Raw genomic sequence first — 18717 nt, 5'->3', positions numbered from 1 at the left:
TTATAATAGGCTTATGTTTTTACATAGGCCTATTTTTTAATAGGCATAATTAAGAATATAAGAAGAAGGGTAAAAAAATATGGATTTTACGCATTTACACGTCCATACGGAATATTCATTACTTGATGGATCTTGTAAGATAAAGGAACTTGTTGCAAGGGCTAAGGAACTTGGAATGGATAGTTTAGCAATCACAGATCATGGTGTAATGTATGGTGTTATAGATTTTTATAAAGCTTGTAAGGAAGCTGGTATTAAGCCAATACTTGGTTGCGAAGTTTATGTTGCTCCAGGCTCAAGATTTGATAAGACCTCTGGAGCTAGTGATGATAAATATAATCATTTAGTATTATTGGCTGAGAATAATGAAGGATACAATAACTTAATGAAGATTGTATCAAGAGGATTTACAGAAGGTTTTTATTATAAGCCACGAGTTGATAAGGAATTGCTAAGAAAGTATAGAAAGGGAATTATAGCTCTTTCAGCTTGCCTTGCAGGTGAAATCCCTAGATTTTTAACAAGGGGAATGTATGAAGATGCTAAGGCAGTAGCCCTAGAATATGAAGAGATTTTTGGTAAGGGCAATTTCTTTTTGGAATTACAAGATCATGGAATAGCCGAGCAAAGAATGGTGAATCCGCAGATTTTAAGAATTGCTAAGGAAACAGGAATTGAACTTGTATGTACTAATGATATTCACTATATCAACGCAGAAGATGCAGATGCACATGATATATTACTTTGTATACAGACAGGTAAGAAGGTCTCAGATGAGAATAGAATGAGATATGAAGGCGGCCAGTATTACTTAAAGAGTAAGGAAGAAATGGCAGCTTTATTTAAGTACGCTCCAGAAAGCTTAGAGAATACTCATAAAATAGCTATGAGATGTAATGTGGAAATTGAATTTGGTGTAACAAAATTACCACATTTTGAAGTGCCAGAAGGGTATAGCTCTTGGACATATTTAAATTATTTATGCTATTCTGGTTTAAAGAAGCGTTATCCAGAGCAGTGCAAGGATTTATCTGTAGAAGAATATGTAAAAAAAGCCGAGGCTGAATCTGTTGAAGATAGAAAAGATGTTGTTATTAAGCCTGCAGAGGATACTAATAATATTTTTCAGCGATTAGCATATGAATTATCAGTAATCTATTCTATGGGATATGTAGATTATTTCCTTATTGTGTGGGATTACATTAATTATGCTAAGACACATAATATCCCTGTAGGACCAGGTAGAGGTTCGGCAGCAGGTAGTATTGTTTCTTATTGTATGGGTATTACAGATTTAGACCCTATTAGCTATAGCTTGATTTTTGAGCGATTCTTAAACCCAGAACGTGTATCCATGCCTGATATTGACGTGGATTTTTGCTACGAGCATAGACAGGACGTAATTGATTATGTTGTAGAAAAATATGGCAAAGATTGTGTAAGCCAGATTGTAACCTTTGGTACAATGGCAGCTCGTGCTGTAATTAAGGATGTTGGTAGAGTACTTGATTTACCATTTGCCATGGTTGATTCTATTGCCAAACTTGTGCCAAGGGAAATTGGAATTACAATAGATAAGGCATTAAAGAGTAATCCAGATTTAAAGCAAATGTATGAAAGTGACCCAACTGTTAAGGAATTAATAGATAAGTCAAAGAGCCTAGAAGGCTTGCCAAGACATGCTTCAATGCACGCTGCTGGTGTACTAATTAGTGGTAAACCTGTAGATGAATACGTACCTTTATCAGTGGGTTCTGATGGGGCAATTGTTGCTCAGTTTGTAATGACAACCCTTGAAGAATTAGGACTTTTAAAGATGGACTTCTTAGGCCTTAGAACCCTTACGGTTATTAAAGATGCAGCTGATTTAGTAAGAGAGAAAAATCCGGAATTTGATATGGATAAAATCGACTATTCAGATAAGAATGTTTTTGATGCAATTGGAACAGGTAAATGTGATGGTATATTCCAGCTTGAATCAGCAGGTATGAAATCCTTCATGAAGGAACTAAAACCACAGAACTTAGAAGATTTAATAGCGGGAATCTCTCTATATAGACCAGGACCAATGGATTTTATTCCTCAATATATAGAAGGAAAAAACAATCCGGAAAAGGTAGTTTATGATTGCCCTCAGCTTGAAGCAATCCTAAAGCCAACCTATGGATGTATTGTTTATCAGGAACAGGTTATGCAGATCGTTCGAGATTTAGCTGGATATTCATGGGGTCGTTCAGATTTAGTACGTCGTGCCATGTCTAAGAAAAAAGCCTATGTCATGGAACAGGAACGTAAAAACTTTATTTATGGTAATGAAGAAGAGGGAGTTAAGGGCTGTATAAAGAATGGAATTAGCGAAGAGATTGCAGGAAAAATCTACGATGAAATGATAGATTTTGCAAAGTATGCCTTTAATAAGTCACATGCGGCTTGTTATGCGGTAGTTTCATTCCAGACAGCTTATTTAAAGACATATTATCCAGTGGAATTTATGGCTGCCCTAATGACATCAGTAATTGATAGAACAGATAAGGTTGCAGAATATATTTACTCTTGCAGACAGATGGGAATTGATATTTTACCTCCAAATGTAAATAAATCAGAAATGGGCTTTAGTGTTGAAAATGGTGCAATTAGATTTGGCTTATCAGCTATTAAGAATCTTGGTAGACCTACCATTAATGCTATTTTGCAAGATAGAAGAGAACACGAAGAATTTAAGTCTATGCAGGATTTTATTAACAGAATGTGTCAGGAATTAAATAAGAGAGCCCTTGAAAACTTCATAAAGGCAGGAGCTTTTGACGAATTCTATGATAATAGACGTTCGATGTTAACAGTATATGACAAGATGCTTGATACAGCTAATAAAAAGAATAAGGATGCCATGTCAGGCCAGTTGTCCTTATTTGATTTAGTATCAGATGACGCCAAGATAGGTTATGAAATTCCAATGCCTAAGATTAAAGACTATAATAAAGAAGAACTTCTTGAATTTGAGAAGGAAGTATTAGGTGTATATGTAAGTGGACATCCTCTTGATGAATACTCAGGTATGTGGAAAAAACATATATCAGCTATGTCTACGGATTTTGAATTAGATGAGGAAACAGGTGAAACAAAGGTTTCTGATATGTCAAATCAAACAATTGGTGGAATGATTATTAATAAGACAATTAAGAGTACTAAAAATGGACAGTTAATGGCCTTTTTAACAATTGAGGATTTAGTTGGTGATGTGGAAGTTATAGTGTTCCCACGTAATTTTATTAGTAATAGAGCTGTAATTGAAAGTGCTAATAAAGTATTTATTACAGGTAAGGTTCAGGCCAATGTGGATGAAAAAGCTAAGCTTATTTGCGATAAAGTTATTTCATTTGATAGTATAGCAAGAAAATTATGGGTAAGATTTGAGAGCTTAGATATGTATAATGCTAATAAGGAGGCCTTAGTTAATACAATAGGAAACAGACCAGGAAAGGACAGTGTAATTATTTATTGTACTAAGGAAAAACAAAGACTAAGCCTTGATGGAAATCCTTTAATTAGTATTGATTCCGGACTTATTGCAGATTTAAGAAAGCAGTTTGGAGTTAAGAACGTGGAGACAACTTAAGATTATTAACTTTTTGAAAAATGTACTCATTTCTATACACAAATCTTTGTTAATGTGTTAACATATAAGGGTAATGGACGTGAAATGGTTAAACCTAGAAGATAACTAACAATTTGTTAAATATAGATTTTATCGGGTGTAGCGTTAGTTATATAAAAGGATTGATAATTATTTAACCATTGGAAAGGGTATATTATGGCAAAGGAAATTAAGACAATTGGCGTTTTAACTAGTGGTGGAGATGCTCCAGGTATGAACGCAGCAATCAGAGCGGTTGTTAGAACTGCAATTAATAAAGGACTTAAAGTAAAGGGTATAGAGAAGGGATACAACGGTTTAATTAATAATGAAATCGTTGATATGGATAAACACAGCGTTTCTGATATTATTCAGAAGGGTGGTACAATTCTTTACACAGCTAGATGTCTTGAATTCATGACAGAAGAAGGTGTTAAGAAGGCAGCAGAAAATTGTAAGAAGGCTGGAATTGACGGCATTGTTGTAATCGGTGGTGACGGTTCATTTAGAGGTGCTAAGGATTTAGCTGCTCACGGAATTAACACAATCGGTGTTCCAGGAACTATTGATCTTGATATTGCATGTACAGAATATACAATTGGTTTTGATACAGCAGTTAATACAGCAATGGAAGCTATTGATAAGATTCGTGATACATCTACATCTCATGAACGTTGTTCTATTATTGAAGTTATGGGACGTAACGCAGGTTATATAGCTTTATGGTGTGGTATTGCTAATGGTGCTGAAGATATTCTTCTTCCAGAAAGATATGATTGTGATGAACAGGCAATTATTAACCACATTATTGAAGGCCGTAAGAAGGGTAAGAAGCATCACTTAATTATTAATGCTGAAGGTATCGGACATTCAACTGGCATGGCTAGAAGAATCGAAGCTGCAACAGGTATTGAGACAAGAGCAACAATCTTAGGTTACATGCAGCGTGGTGGATCTCCAACATGTAAGGATAGAATGTATGCATCAATTATGGGTGCTTACGCTGTAGATCTTCTTAACGAAGGAAAGTCTAACAGAGTAGTAGCTTATAAGGATGGTAAGTTTACAGATTATGATATTAATGAAGCATTAGCTATGAAGAAAGATATCAATGAATATGAATTTGATGTAAGTAACCTTCTTTCTAAATAATAAGAAGAAATGCAATATAATGCTAGATAAGTGGAGAAATATCCACCTTTATAATAAGATAATAATAAGAAGATGAAGAGGTGCCGTAGTAATATACGGCACCTTTTGATATAATATGTGCGCAATATATGAATAGTAAAAAGAGGTAAAAAATATGATTACAAGTACAAGTAATAATCAAGTTAAGCATATTATTAATTTAAATAAGAAATCTAAGGAGAGAAAAAATTCTAAAGAATTTGTAGTAGAAGGAATTAGAATGGTAAAAGAGGCTCCAAAGGAAAGAATAGTAAAAGTATATGTTTCAGAGAGCTATTATAAGGATAATGAAATATTAATTCATGATTTAATAAATGATGATAAGCTTGAAATTGTAGAAGATAACGTATTTCGTAAGATGTCAGATACACAGACACCCCAGGGAGTAATGGCTGTAATCGCTATGAAAGAAATGGACATTGAAAATATAGTATTAGTAAATAATAATTCAAATACTTCAAATAAACAGCCCCTTTTAATATGTTTGGAAAATTTGCAAGATCCTGGAAATCTAGGAACAATTTTAAGGATGGCAGAGGGTGCAGGTGTAACAGGTGTTATTATGAGTGCTAATACAGTTGATGTATATAATCCAAAGACAATTAGGTCAACAATGGGAGCACTTTATAGAATGCCATTTGTGTATGTGGAAGATTTTTATGAGACTATTGATAAGTTAAATAAAATGGGGATAAATACATATGCAGCTCATTTAAAGGGGGATAATGTTTATAAGGGAGCAGATTTTACAAAGCCTACAGCTTTTTTAATTGGCAATGAAGGCAATGGTTTAACAGATAAAGCAAGTAATTTAGCTACAAAACTTATTAAAATCCCAATGGAGGGAGAAGTTGAATCACTTAATGCAGCAATAGCAACTACAATACTTTGTTACGAATCATTACGACAGAGAATGTAATAATAAAAAAATTAAATATCGTCAAACCGGCTTAACTACTGGGCTTTGTAACATATTTGACAAAAAGATGTAATTTTGGTAACATATGCCGTAACAAAATGTAACATTTACGTAACATTTTGTCATAGGTGTTACAAACGCCGGAAAGGGAAATACTTTATGAGACTTAGAAGTACCAAGGCTGCTTGTTACTTAGGCGCTGCAATCATAATGGGCATTTCGCCATTATTGCCTGTAATAGCAGATGCTGGGACTAGCTATGAACAGAAAAGTGGAATTACTGATACCGTAGTTAAGACCGCATCATACTCAGCTAATACTGTTGAAGAAGTAGAGACTGGATATGAGACATCACAGAGTTCTTTTTACAATAGAGCTCTCGCAGTTACAAGTCCTTACCTAGATGTATTTGGTGAGGCAGATGAAAGCACACAACCAATTGGTAGATTATATGAGAATACAGTAGTTGACACAGAAGAAGTATCGAATGATTGGACATTAATTTCATCAGGAAATGTTAAGGGTTATGTTAGAACCCAATATTTATTATTCGGCGAAGAAGCCGAAAGCATGGCAGAAGGACTCGATGAATCACAGATTCAGAGTGCCTATACTATTGAAGAAGCTGAAGCTAAAGAGGCTAAGGAAGCTGAAGAAGCAGAAGCAGCAAGAAAAGCTGCAGAGGACGCTGAGAAAGCAAGAAAGGCTGCAGAAGATGCAGAGGCAGCAAGAAAAGCAGCAATTATAGCTAACACAATTGACGGAACAAACATTACTTATAACCCAACAATCACACTTTCAGACGAAGAAATTTGGATTATGGCATGTGTAATTGATTGGGAAGCAGGAACAGAGAGTTATGAAGGAAAGCTTGCAGTAGCTAATGTAATTCTTAATAGATTACGTTCAGGTTATTGGGGCAACACAATTCAGAGTGTTGTTTATGCAAGATCACAATTCTCAGGAGTATCTAATGGTTCAGGAAGTGCATCAACAGCATTTTCTAATAGATTAAGCAATGGACCATACTATTCATCATGTATGACTGCAGCTCTTGAAGCAATTTCAGGAACTAATAATGTTGGCAGTTATTCATCATTTAGAACAGTATCAAGTGCTAATCTAAATGCTTTATCAAAGTACTCAATCATTGGAAATCATGTTTTTTACTAGTTTATATATACATTAATACTTGAGGTCGAGTTATCGGCCTCTTTTTTTATGTTAAGTGTGAACCTCGCACGTCTTAGTGCGCTTTGCGCTGGTACGAGGCTACATTGCAATTACAAAGTAATTGGTTTATAATTGTAAAATCCTTTAAGGTATAAGGCGTGAATGAGGAAGCAGGCTTTAATACTTGGATTATATGTTAGTAAATGTTATTTATGGAGGAAAAATGATGAATTTAAAGGGAAGAGATTTTTTAACGCTTAAAGACTACACACCAGAGGAAATTGAGTATTTAATAGATCTTGCAGCTAGATTAAAGGACATGAAGAAGAAGGGAATCGTTGATCAACCTCTTCTTGGAAAAAATGTGGCTTTGATTTTTGAAAAGACAAGTACAAGAACACGTTGTTCATTTGAAGTTGCAGCTCATGACTTAGGAATGGGTACTACCTATCTTGATCCAACTGGTTCACAGATTGGTAAGAAGGAAAGTATAGCAGATACAGCAAGGGTTTTATCATCAATGTATGAAGGAATTGAATACAGAGGATATGGACAGGAAATTGTTGAGGCACTTGCTAAATATTCAGATGTGCCAGTATGGAATGGTTTAACTAATGAATATCATCCAACACAGATGCTTGCAGATATGTTAACTATTAAAGAAAAATTTGGATATTTAAAGGGCATCAAGTTTGTATATATGGGAGATGCAAGATATAATATGGGCAATTCCCTTATGATAGTTTGTGCAAAGCTTGGACTTCACTATGTGGCTTGCACTAACAAGGCCTATTTTCCTAATGAGGAATTAGTTGCACTTTGTAAGGAATGGGCTAAGGAAAGTGGTGGCTCTGTAACACTTACAGAAGATGTGAAGGAAGCTACAGAAGATGCCAATGTTTTATACACAGATGTGTGGGTATCAATGGGAGAACCTGATGAAGTATGGGAAGAAAGAATAAAGGTCCTTAAACCATATCAGGTTAATAAAGAGGCATTTGCCAATGCAAATTCTAACGCAATATTTATGCATTGCCTTCCAGCATTCCATGATTTAAAGACTAAGATTGGTAAGGAAATTCATGATAAATTCGGTCTTGATGAGATGGAAGTAACAGATGAGATTTTTGAATCTGAAAAATCTGTTGTATTTGAAGAAGCAGAAAATCGTATGCATACAATTAAGGCAGTTATGGCTGCAACACTTGGTGCATATAACGATTAATTTTATAGATAAACTTAAAGGAGCAAAAAAATGCAATTTACAACGACGGGTGCTTATGCAAGAACCAAGAAATTTATAGACTATCTTAATATTTTTCTAACAGTGGTAATATGCTTTATATTTATTGCTATTATTTTTCTCAGAAGTAGAAGTGGATTACTTTTTCCATTGGAATTCTTTCTAGGTGCAGTGGTAAATGGAACTAATGCGGCCAAGAAATTTATCTTATATGAGCCGGTTAAAGGTGGTATACTAACTGCTGTTGCAGTAGTGCTTTTAGTTTTATGCATATTAACTTTAAGGGTGACAATCTAATGACTAAGACAGATGTTTTAAAATTACTAAAAAATACAAATGATTATATTTCAGGCCAGATGCTATGCGAGGAATTTGGAGTTTCTAGAACAGCAATCTGGAAGGTGATTAATCAGTTAAAGGAAGATGGCTATGAAATAGAGTCCGTAAGTAATAAGGGATATAAGATAATTAATAGCCCTGATATAATTAAGGATTATGAGATTGAGAGTAATAAAGAATTTAGCGATGGCTTTATAGCTAAGGTAGAATATTTTGATGAAATTGATTCAACCAACAATGAAGCCAAGAGACAAGGGGATGATTATAATTCAGAACCAAAATTGTTTATTACAGAATCTCAGACAGGTGGAAGAGGAAGAAGAGGAAGAAATTGGGTTTCCCCAAAGGGAAGTGGTATATGGATGTCTCTTCTGTTCAAACCTGATATAATGCCGTCACAGGCGTCAATGCTTACTATTGTAGCTGCAATGGCAGTAGCTGCCGCAATAAAAGATTTATTGCCAGAGGCAGATTGCAAGATAAAGTGGCCTAATGATATAGTAATCAATGAAAGAAAAGTATGTGGTATTTTAACAGAGATGAGTGCAGAATTAGAATATATTCACTACGTTGTAATAGGAATTGGAATCAATGTTAATACTACAGAATTCCCAGATGAGATTAAGGACATAGCAGCTTCTATATATTCTTTAACAGGAGTTAAAGTTAATAGAAGTCAGTTAGTTGTAGCATTTTCAAAAGAGTTCAAAAAATTCTATAATATCTTTATGGTAAAAAAAGACCTAGGAGATTTAGTAAATGACTATGACAAAATGCTAATTAACAAGGGAAGAGAAGTGTCAACAACAGGAGCTGTTGCCATAGAAGGTAAGGCAGTTGGCATTAATTCATTGGGGGAATTAATAATAAAAACGAAGGATGGTGCACTTGAAAGCGTAAGAGCTGGAGAAGTGTCAGTAAGAGGTTTATACAGTTATGTTTGATGAGAATGTTGTTTTATGTGTTTCAAATTCATATGATAAAAAATATTATTTTAACCCTGAATTTGACAAACTTCCTGACGATGTTAAGGATGAACTAAAGATAATGTGCGTACTTTTTACAGAAGAAGTAGGCGGAATATTAAGTATGGAATATGACGAAGATGGAAATTTACTCTTTAAGTCCCAAGCAGACGAGGAAGATTTGCTATACGATGAAATTGCCTGTGGAATGCTAGTTAATAAAGCTCAGAAGGAAAAGGCTGAATTATTAGAGTCCTTAGAGATGTTTTATAAGGTATTCTTTTTAGGTGAGGAATGTTAATAAATGCAAATCGGTAATGTAAAGATAGAAACAAACGTAGCCCTTGCGCCAATGGCAGGAGTTACAGATTTACCATATAGACTTTTAGCTAAGGAAATGGGATGTGGTTATCTTGTAACAGAAATGGTTAGCGCAAAAGCTATATTATATAATAATAAAAATACAGATGACCTTATGGTTATGGATAATAAGGAACATCCAATTGCAATACAGCTTTTTGGCTCAGATCCTGAGATAATGGCTAATATGGCAAGAAAAATTGCTATAGAAAAAAAGCCGGATATTATTGATGTAAATATGGGTTGTCCAGTGCCAAAGGTTGTAAATAATGGCGAAGGTTCATCTCTTATGAAAAATCCTAAGCTAGTTGAACAAATAGTTACAGCAATGGTAAAGGCCTGTCCTATACCTGTAACATATAAGATTCGAACAGGTTTTGATGATACTTGCATTAATGCTCCTGAGATTGCTCACATCATTGAGGAATGCGGGGGTGCTGCGGTGGCAGTTCATGGAAGAACAAGAGCTCAGTATTATTCAGGAAAAGCCAACTGGGATATCATTCGAAAAGTTAAAGAAAGAGTTTCAATTCCAGTTTGGGGAAATGGTGATGTGACTTCAGGAATTGAAGCTAAGCGAATGCTAGATGAAACTGGCTGTGATGGAGTAATGATTGGACGAGCAGCAAGAGGTAATCCTTGGATTTTTAGAGAAATAAAGGAATATCTTGAAACAGGAAAGATAGTTGAAAGACCAAGTTATGAAGAAATTTGCGATATGATAGTAAGACACGCAAGTATGCTATGTGAATATAAGGGCGAATTTACTGGCGTTCGCGAAATGAGAAAACATTTTGCTTGGTACACAGCTGGAATAAAACATGCTGCGGCATTAAGAAATGAAGCTAATCATGTTACATCTCTTGATGGTATGAAAAGTCTAGTTGAAAAAATGAGAGAAGAGCTATCAAAGATTTAGTCTAATAAAGTTGCGTAATATCTGCTAAAGTTTGTTCAGATTGACAACGAGAAATGCATAGTTTATAATGTTGTGACGAGCTTTGGGATAGGAGCAAGAAAATTTTAGTATAGTACGAAAGGTGAGAACTATGGCAGAGAAACAGTTACTTACAAAAAAAGGATATGAAGAAAGAGTTGCATTACTCGAAGAATTAAAAGTAGTTAGAAGAAAAGAAGTTGCTCAGAAGCTTAAAGAAGCAAGAGAACAAGGCGATTTATCAGAAAATGCTGAATATGATGCAGCTAAAGATGAGCAAAGAGACATCGAAGCTCAGATTGCAGAACTTGAAGATATTCTTAGTAACGCTGAAGTAATTTCAGATGATTCTAAGGGTGGTAAGAAGGTAGTAAAGCTTGAAAGTGAAGTTACACTTCAGGATGTTGATTATCCAGAAGATGGCGATATTGTTTATACAATAGTTGGTTCATCTGAAGCAGATTCATTAAACAACAAGATTTCTAATGAATCTCCTCTTGGTTCAGCACTTATGGGCCAGAAGGTTGGTGCAACTGTTAAGGTTGCAGCACCAGTAGGCGAGATTGAATATAAGATTGTTGCAGTAAATAACAACTAATTGCTATTAAAGCTAATTCAGCTGAATTTAATTGCTGTCTTCTCGTTTTTTGAGGGGACAGCATGTTTTCGGTTAATAATAAATAATATAAAGGAGAACAACCATGGCAGATAATAGTCAGAATAAGGGCGAACAGCAAGACCTTAATCAGTTAGTAAAGGTTCGTCGTGAAAAGTTAGCCAATTTACAGTCAGAAGGAAAGGATCCTTTTCAGATTACTAAATTTGATCAAACACATCACACAGATGAAGTAAAGAGAATCTATGAAGAGCATGAGAAGGAAATTTTAAAAGATTATACAGAGCCTGAACTTGTTGAACCTGCAGAAGGTGCAGACAATGAAACAATCAGCGCTTATCGCCAGGCAAAAAAGGAAGCATATAATAAACGTCGTGCACTTCTTGATGCACAGCCAATTAATGTTTCAATTGCTGGTAGAATGCTTTTCAAGCGTGTCATGGGTAAAGCTTCTTTTGCTAATATCCAGGACTTAAAGGGTAAGATTCAGGTTTATGTATCTAAGGATGCATTAGGTGATGAAGTTTATGCAGACTTTAAGAAGTCTGATATTGGTGATATTTTTGGTGTTAAGGGTTATATCTTTAGAACAATGACAGGTGAGGTATCAATTCATGCAACAGAAATGACACTTTTATCTAAGTCACTTCAGATTTTACCAGAAAAGTTCCATGGACTTACAGATACAGATACAAGATATCGTCAGAGATACCTTGACTTAATTATGAATGAAGATTCAAGAGCAGTATTTGTTAAGCGTTCTAAGATTATTAGAGAGATTAGAAACTTCTTAGCAGATAGAGATTTCATGGAAGTAGAGACACCAATGCTTGTTCATAATGCTGGTGGTGCAGCTGCTAGACCATTTGAAACACACTATAACTCACTTGATGAAGATGTTAAGCTTCGTATTTCTCTTGAACTTTATTTAAAGAGACTTATCGTTGGTGGTTTAGAGAGAGTATTCGAAATTGGTAGAGTATTCAGAAATGAAGGTGTTGATACACGTCATAACCCAGAATTTACTCTTATGGAATTATATCAGGCATATACAGACTATGAAGGTATGATGGAACTTACAGAGTCTATGTTCCGTTACTTAGCTGAGAAGGTTTGTGGTTCAACTAAGATCACATACCAGGGTAAGGAAATTGACCTTGGTAAGCCATTTGCAAGAATGACTATGACAGAAGCTGTTAAGAAGTATGCTGGTGTTGATTTTGATGAAGTTGCTGATGATGAGGCAGCTAAGGCATTAGCTACTGAAAGAGGAATTGCTTTTGAAGAATTCCACAAGAAGGGTGATATCCTTAACTTATTCTTTGAAGAATATGTTGAAGAGAACTTAATTCAGCCAACATTTATTACAGATCATCCAATTGAAATTTCTCCATTAACTAAGAAGAAGCCTACAGATCCTTCTAAGGTAGAACGTTTCGAGCTCTTCTGTAATACATGGGAAATGTGTAATGCATACTCAGAATTAAATGATCCTATTGATCAGCGTGAGCGTTTCGCAGCACAGGATGCTAATGCAGCAGCTGGTGATGACGAAGCAGAACATACAGATGAAGACTTCTTATATGCCCTTGAAATCGGTATGCCACCTACAGGCGGTATCGGTTACGGTATTGATAGATTAACAATGCTCTTAACAGATAGCCCAGCTATTAGAGATGTACTTCTCTTCCCAACTCTGAAGAGTCAGAACACTAGTTCTACTCCGAACGGTTCCCAGAAGTAGTTCAATCGCGTCAGCTTGAGTACGAAGTATTACATATAGACCTTAAACAGTCCATATTAGTACGACACGCATTGTTACAAATATGCAAAACATAAGGGACACATGTGAAGCAATATGCAAAACAATTTGTTGTCCTTTGTGTCAAATAATTTCAATTAAATAACTATCTCAAACAAGGAACAACTTGTATGAGAATCATTAAAGACATTTCAATTAGTAGAAATACTAATCGGGATGTCTTTTTTGTTTTCTCAAACCTTACAAAAATCAAAAGAAAGGAAGTGAGGATGTGGGAAGAAAAAAGGTTAAGCCACCACAGATTGATTATCTCAAAGAGTATGCAGTGCCGAGATTTGTTACTGAAGAATCGATTTGCGAGAAATACGATTTGTCTGGTGTACAGTGCCGAAAAATGGCAAGAGCTGCGAATGCGTTTTTTGAAATAAGAAAAGCTCAGCTAATTGATAGAACAATCTTTGAGAAGGTTTACAAGGATCAGTTAAGAGAAAGAAAACGTCAGATGCAGACTGAACTTGTGCTTGAGAAAGCTAAGAGTTATGAGCCAGTAAAGAAAGAGTACATGCGCTACCAGGAGGCGGCCGAGTATTTTTCAATGAGTATGACATGCTTTAAAGCACTTGCTAAGGAAGCAAATTCAATCAGAAGAATAGGAAACATCGTACTTATTAATATTGATGTGGTTATAGACTACATCGAAGAAAACTTTGGAGGTTGATGAAATGGAGGAAAGAACAAAACCGGATGCCTTATATGCTGAGCCGGTTAAGCGAAGAAAAATATATGTCAGGATTCCTGAAGGGGCAGAAATATATTCGATGTGTGAGCATTCATTCCGGGATTTGGCGGGTGAAGCGCATGCGGTAAGAAAAGTTCATGGGACATGCTTGGTTAACACAGTAGTGCTGAGCAAATATATTGAGCAGATTTACGGATAGGAGGGTCTATATGTCTTATAAGAGAACGAAGGTAGAGTCATTAGATATCAAAGTAAACTCCGGTCAGAAGAAGTATGTCCGCTATAAGGAAGGTGCTGACCTATACTCCATTGGGATTCATGGATTTCAGCAATTAGCGAAAGAAGCTGGGGCTGTAAGGAAGATTAATGGAGTATGTCTAGTGAACGTAGAAGTTTTGAATGAATACATAGAGACAATGTATGGATAAGGAGGAAAAATGAGAAATACAGCGTTAGATGCAGCTCATATGGTTGCAAATAAAGAAAATGAGGATAAAGGAGGAAGAATGATAAAGATTCGAGTACAGGGTACAAAAGAAGATATTAACTGGCTTGAAAAGCAGATTCGCACATTGAGAAAAGTGCAGGTCACAGAGTCATCAGAGATTTTTAAAAATCAGGGAACCAAGAAATATTTTAGAAAATACATGGAAGTAGAAAAAGAAGCAACTACAGAGAGCAATTAAAAGGAGAGCAATCGTATGAGTAAGATTTTAGTATGTGCCAATGAAAAAGGTGGCGTAGCAAAGACAACAACAACAGTTAACTTAGGAATAGGACTAGCAAAGAAGGGTAATCGAGTTCTTGTAATAGACAACGATCCTCAGGGCAGTCTTACAGTAGCATTAGGATTTCATAATCCAGGACAGATGGAATATACAATGACCACTGTTTATAACAATGTCATTGATGAAGTGGAGTTCGATCCACGAGAGGCTATTTTGCACCATAAAGAAGGTGTAGACCTTGTACCGGCAAATAATTCACTGAATAGCATAGAAACTGCTCTTATCACTGTTATGGGGCGAGAAACGATACTTAGTGAATATCTTGGAATGGTCAAGGATGATTACGACTACATTATTATCGACTGTTCACCAAATTTGGGAATGCTTACACTTAACGCTTTAGCAGCTGGTGATGAGATTATCATTCCAGTTCAGCCTACGTTTTTAGCAATCAAAGGTTTGGAAGAACTACTGAGAGTAATCAATCAGATACATAAGAAGATTAATCAGTCTTTAGAGATTAAAGGAATTCTTCTTACAATGGTGGATTCAAGAACAAATTATGCCAAGGATATTGCTGAGATGCTTGATGAGGCATACGGTTCGAAGATTAATATCTTTAAGAATAAGATTCCACATTCAGTAAGAGCTGCAGAGGCTACAACAGTAGGAAAGAGCATCTATGAATATGATCCAAAAGGAACAGTAGCAACAGCGTATGAAGCATTAACAACGGAGGTGATTGCGTAATGAGTAGAAGAAATGCAGTAGCGGGAGCAAGCTTATCAGCATATGATTCAATCTTTGGAGGAACCGATGAAGAGGTTATGTCTTCAGAAGTTGCAAAGGAAAAGGTTGAAGGACAGATTGTGGAAGTGCCATTGAGTGAATTACATGAGTTTAAGAATCATCCATTTAGAGTTATAGATGATGAAAAAATGGCGGAGACAGTTGATAGTATTAAAGAATATGGAGTATTGGTGCCAGGTATCGCAAGACCAAGACCGGAAGGTGGTTATGAGATTCTGGCTGGACATAGAAGAAGACACGCATCAGAGCTTGCGGGTAAAGAGACAATGCCAATGATTATTAAGGATGTATCAGATGATGAAGCAGTCCTTATAATGGTTGATTCCAATATTCAGCGAGAGGAATTATTACCAAGTGAAAAAGCAAAGGCGTATTCGATGAAATACGAGGCTTTAAAGCATCAGGGAGTAAATGGTGGTAGAAGTCTCGATAAGATGGCTAAAGAGGCTGGAGAGGGCGCTAAAACGGTGCAGAGGTATATTTCCTTATCCAAGCTCGTTGAAGAGCTTATGAAGCTTGTAGATGATGGCAAGTTAGGGATTGTTCAGGGAGTGGACTTTTCACAGCTAACAGAAGAAGAACAGAAGATTCTGTATGTTGTGTTAAGAGATATGAAGTTTAGCGTATCTACCGAACAGTCAGGAAAGATTAAGGAGATTGCTAAAGCAGGGAAGTTTACAAGAGAATCGGTTCTGGGAGTCCTTGTTGTGGTTAAACCTAAGGTAAGAAAAGTAACTTTTAATGCAAAGAAGTTAGATTCTTATTTTGATCCTACAATGACGAATGAAGATATTGAGGAGTTAATAATCAGATTACTTGACGAATGGAAAGAGAGAGGAGGTGTAGACTAATGGGGAAACTGGATTTGGATTATTACTATGGTAAAGAGTCAGAACAGTTCACATTTTATCGTTTACCTAAAGCATTAATCACAGATTCGAGATTTAAGGATGTTACTAATAACGCAAAGCTATTATATGGTCTTATGCTTGATAGAATGTCTTTATCAAGAAAGAGAGGTTGGCTTGATGATGAGAACAGAGTATATATTAAATATGCTATTACTAGCATTGCAGAAGATTTAAACATTGCAAAGAATACTGGGGCTTCTTTACTAAAGGAGCTTCAGGATGTTGGCTTGATTGAAATGATTCAGCAGAATGGAAAAGCCAATATCATTTATGTGAAGAATTTCATTTCGGAAAATAAGGCAGTCGATGAACCTATTATTCCGAATGATGGTCAGAGCAGTACCAAATTAGAACCGGATAAAATAGAGGACCAGTCCAATATTTGTACCGGCTCAAATATTGAACCGGTTGAAAATACGAACCAGTCCATATTAAGTGCTGGTAATCCATATGAACCGGATAATTTTTCGCGCCGGATAAGACTTAGTAGGGGTACCGTCTCAAATATTGAACCGGTACCAGCGCAGAAATTGAGCCCGAATAATATACTAGATAATAATAAACTTAGTGAGACTAATCCTATCTATCCATCAGGCGAAGCAAACGTCACTAGACAGATTGATGCGATGGATGAAGCATCAGCATACATGGAAATTATCAAAGATAACATTGATTATGATATTATGATGAGTGATAAGTCATGGTCAGATAGAAATCTGTATGACGAATTGTTTAATATCATCTGTGATGTTGTTTGTGTTCCAAGAAAGACAATACGTATTGGTGGTGAAGATTATCCATATCAGTTGGTTAAGAGTAAGTTCTTAAAGCTGACATCAAGCCATTTACAGTATGTTATTGGATGCATAAGCAATAACACAACTAAAGTAAATAACATCAAGGCATATCTGATTACATCGCTTTATAATGCGCCAAATACAATGGATCATTATTACACTGCAGAAGTAAATCATGATTTGTATGGTGTTGGTTAAAGAATAATAGCTTGTGGTCACGATGACCACAAGTGATCTATTGGAGGTATCGACATGAAGAGTGCATGTGCAAGTGAAGCCAGTATGAAGATGGCTTTTATTAATCTAATTCCAGCAATTATCTATGCTGCAGTTATTACCGGGCAGTTTATGAAAAACTTTTCAGGAGGTTTTAGAATTGGAGCCGGAATCGTATTTGTTATTGTTTACATGGCATTAACACTGATTCCGTATGTATCATTTGTAGTTGGAATCGCAAGTACAATTATGTATGTGGGACTACTGTGGGCGCTTTGTGATAAGGTGGGAACTACTGCAATCCGAATTATTCTAAAAGTGATTATTGCAGGATTTGTTGGTTTATTAGAACTTAGCATAGCAGTTAACATGACGATGAAAAACTAATATAAGAAGGGCTCAAATGTAATAAGAGACACTTCATTTATGAAGTGCCTTGATTACTAACTTACAGCTCCTTCTAGTGATGTCAAGGTAGAAGCAAAGCGAGCCTTTACATTACTGGAAGGGGCTGTTTCTATATGCGTAATTCATAGTAAAATCGAGGTTTTTTTGGTATAATTCAATACGTATTTCAAAATAAGAAAAGGAGTGTGCTTATCCTATGGATAATTTAGAATTAAACGTAGAAGATCAGGTAACAGAAGAAGTAGTTGAAGAGACATCTCCTGTTTCACTTTTACCTTTTGAAGAAGAAAACGTAGACTTTGATACTTTCTGTAAGTCGGATTTCAGAGTCGTGAAGGTTAAGGACTGTGTTGCAGTACCTAAGAGCAAAAAGTTGCTTCAGTTCACTTTAGATGACGGAACGGGAACAGATAGAACAATTCTTTCTGGTGTTCATGCATTTTATGAACCTGAAGAACTTGTTGGAAAGACATTACTTGCTATCGTAAATCTTCCACCTAGAAGCATGATGGGAATTGATTCTTGTGGAATGCTTATGTCAGCAATTCATGAAGAAAACGGAGAAGAGAAATTAAATCTCGTTATGCTTAATGATGCAATTCCAGCTGGTGCAAAATTAGAGTAAATAAAATGGAGTGCCTTAGATTAATTTAGGGCGCTCTTTTTTTGATTGAAAGTATTCGCAACAACGAATATAATTAAAAATAGGTACATTGTTGTCTAAATGGAGGATAAATGATGGATTACATGACAACTGCAGAGTTTGCCGAAAAATGGCATATATCACAAAGACGAGTAGCAATATACTGTAAAGAGGGCAGAATAAAGGGAGCCGTATTAATGGGTCGAATGTGGATGATTCCTAAAAATACTGAAAAACCAGAAGATCCAAGAAAAGTCCGTAAAATGGGACATAGTGACAAGTGAAATTATTCAAGGATTCAAGGATTATTGAAGAAAAATGTAAAG

Annotated in this window: 21 protein-coding genes; all 21 read left to right on the top strand. The window is 35.7% G+C overall.

Translation table 11 applies throughout. From position 1 onward, the window contains the following. Window positions 1-79 precede the first annotated feature (79 nt). The 21 genes from T537_RS0111360 to T537_RS0111260 all read left to right on the top strand — a co-directional run bounded on the left by T537_RS0111360 (window position 80) and on the right by T537_RS0111260 (window position 18675). Window positions 80-3616: a DNA polymerase III subunit alpha gene (locus T537_RS0111360; protein WP_031558068.1), complete on the top strand. Its 3537-nt coding sequence runs from the start codon at window positions 80-82 to the stop codon at window positions 3614-3616. 195 nt (window positions 3617-3811) lie between these two features. Then, the gene (gene pfkA, locus T537_RS0111355; RefSeq protein ID WP_031558065.1) at window positions 3812-4786 is read left to right on the top strand and encodes a 6-phosphofructokinase; all 975 of its coding nucleotides are present in this window, start codon (window positions 3812-3814) and stop codon (window positions 4784-4786) included. Between the two features lie 154 nt (window positions 4787-4940). Then, window positions 4941-5744: a TrmH family RNA methyltransferase gene (locus T537_RS0111350; protein WP_027438818.1), complete on the top strand. Its 804-nt coding sequence runs from the start codon at window positions 4941-4943 to the stop codon at window positions 5742-5744. 159 nt (window positions 5745-5903) lie between these two features. Continuing rightward, window positions 5904-6917 carry a cell wall hydrolase gene (locus T537_RS12575; protein WP_027438817.1) on the top strand — a complete coding sequence of 338 codons (1014 nt, stop codon included), beginning with the start codon at window positions 5904-5906 and terminating at the stop codon, window positions 6915-6917. Window positions 6918-7143: 226 nt separating this feature from the next. Then, window positions 7144-8142, top strand: a complete 999-nt coding sequence (argF, locus tag T537_RS0111340; protein ID WP_027438816.1) for an ornithine carbamoyltransferase — start codon at window positions 7144-7146, stop codon at window positions 8140-8142. Window positions 8143-8172: 30 nt separating this feature from the next. Further along, complete coding sequence (locus T537_RS0111335; protein WP_027438815.1) at window positions 8173-8457, top strand: hypothetical protein; 285 nt, start codon at window positions 8173-8175, stop codon at window positions 8455-8457. Next, window positions 8457-9443: a biotin--[acetyl-CoA-carboxylase] ligase gene (locus T537_RS0111330; RefSeq protein WP_031558062.1), complete on the top strand. Its 987-nt coding sequence runs from the start codon at window positions 8457-8459 to the stop codon at window positions 9441-9443. The genes T537_RS0111335 and T537_RS0111330 overlap by 1 nt, the downstream gene beginning before the upstream one ends. Beyond that, window positions 9436-9765, top strand: coding sequence for a DUF6145 family protein (locus T537_RS0111325; RefSeq protein WP_027438813.1), 330 nt, complete (start codon window positions 9436-9438; stop codon window positions 9763-9765). Before T537_RS0111330 ends, T537_RS0111325 begins: the two co-directional genes overlap by 8 nt. 3 nt (window positions 9766-9768) lie before the next feature. After that, window positions 9769-10743 carry a tRNA dihydrouridine synthase DusB gene (gene dusB, locus T537_RS0111320; protein ID WP_027438812.1) on the top strand — a complete coding sequence of 325 codons (975 nt, stop codon included), beginning with the start codon at window positions 9769-9771 and terminating at the stop codon, window positions 10741-10743. Window positions 10744-10873: 130 nt separating this feature from the next. After that, window positions 10874-11359, top strand: a complete 486-nt coding sequence (gene greA, locus T537_RS0111315; protein WP_027438811.1) for a transcription elongation factor GreA — start codon at window positions 10874-10876, stop codon at window positions 11357-11359. A gap of 103 nt (window positions 11360-11462) precedes the next feature. Next, complete coding sequence (lysS, locus tag T537_RS0111310; protein ID WP_031558060.1) at window positions 11463-13121, top strand: lysine--tRNA ligase; 1659 nt, start codon at window positions 11463-11465, stop codon at window positions 13119-13121. A 289-nt stretch (window positions 13122-13410) separates the two neighbouring features. After that, window positions 13411-13857, top strand: coding sequence for a DUF6462 family protein (locus T537_RS12570; protein ID WP_051637236.1), 447 nt, complete (start codon window positions 13411-13413; stop codon window positions 13855-13857). Window positions 13858-13861: 4 nt separating this feature from the next. Further along, the gene (locus T537_RS0111300) at window positions 13862-14077 is read left to right on the top strand and encodes a DUF6462 family protein (RefSeq protein ID WP_031558055.1); all 216 of its coding nucleotides are present in this window, start codon (window positions 13862-13864) and stop codon (window positions 14075-14077) included. Window positions 14078-14087: 10 nt separating this feature from the next. Beyond that, window positions 14088-14306 carry a DUF6462 family protein gene (locus tag T537_RS0111295; RefSeq protein WP_031558054.1) on the top strand — a complete coding sequence of 73 codons (219 nt, stop codon included), beginning with the start codon at window positions 14088-14090 and terminating at the stop codon, window positions 14304-14306. 9 nt (window positions 14307-14315) lie between these two features. Then, window positions 14316-14564, top strand: a complete 249-nt coding sequence (locus T537_RS0111290) for a hypothetical protein (protein WP_330372611.1) — start codon at window positions 14316-14318, stop codon at window positions 14562-14564. A gap of 15 nt (window positions 14565-14579) precedes the next feature. Beyond that, the gene (locus tag T537_RS0111285) at window positions 14580-15356 is read left to right on the top strand and encodes a ParA family protein (RefSeq protein WP_031558048.1); all 777 of its coding nucleotides are present in this window, start codon (window positions 14580-14582) and stop codon (window positions 15354-15356) included. Continuing rightward, window positions 15356-16267 carry a ParB/RepB/Spo0J family partition protein gene (locus T537_RS0111280; RefSeq protein ID WP_031558046.1) on the top strand — a complete coding sequence of 304 codons (912 nt, stop codon included), beginning with the start codon at window positions 15356-15358 and terminating at the stop codon, window positions 16265-16267. Before T537_RS0111285 ends, T537_RS0111280 begins: the two co-directional genes overlap by 1 nt. After that, window positions 16267-17322: a DUF6017 domain-containing protein gene (locus T537_RS0111275; protein WP_031558044.1), complete on the top strand. Its 1056-nt coding sequence runs from the start codon at window positions 16267-16269 to the stop codon at window positions 17320-17322. The genes T537_RS0111280 and T537_RS0111275 overlap by 1 nt, the downstream gene beginning before the upstream one ends. Window positions 17323-17376: 54 nt before the next feature. Next, window positions 17377-17727: a hypothetical protein gene (locus T537_RS0111270; RefSeq protein WP_031558042.1), complete on the top strand. Its 351-nt coding sequence runs from the start codon at window positions 17377-17379 to the stop codon at window positions 17725-17727. A 217-nt stretch (window positions 17728-17944) separates the two neighbouring features. Beyond that, on the top strand, window positions 17945-18373 hold the full coding sequence (locus T537_RS0111265) for a methionyl-tRNA formyltransferase (protein ID WP_031558040.1): 429 nt from the start codon (window positions 17945-17947) through the stop codon (window positions 18371-18373). A 110-nt stretch (window positions 18374-18483) separates the two neighbouring features. After that, window positions 18484-18675, top strand: coding sequence for a DNA-binding protein (locus T537_RS0111260; protein ID WP_420323112.1), 192 nt, complete (start codon window positions 18484-18486; stop codon window positions 18673-18675). The last annotated feature ends 42 nt before the right edge of the window (window positions 18676-18717 follow it).

The organism is Lachnospira multipara LB2003, from assembly GCF_000702205.1.
Taxonomy (GTDB): domain Bacteria; phylum Bacillota; class Clostridia; order Lachnospirales; family Lachnospiraceae; genus Lachnospira; species Lachnospira multipara_A.
Note: the sequence above shows the minus strand (reverse complement) of the source record. Positions and strands in the feature narration are given on the sequence as shown.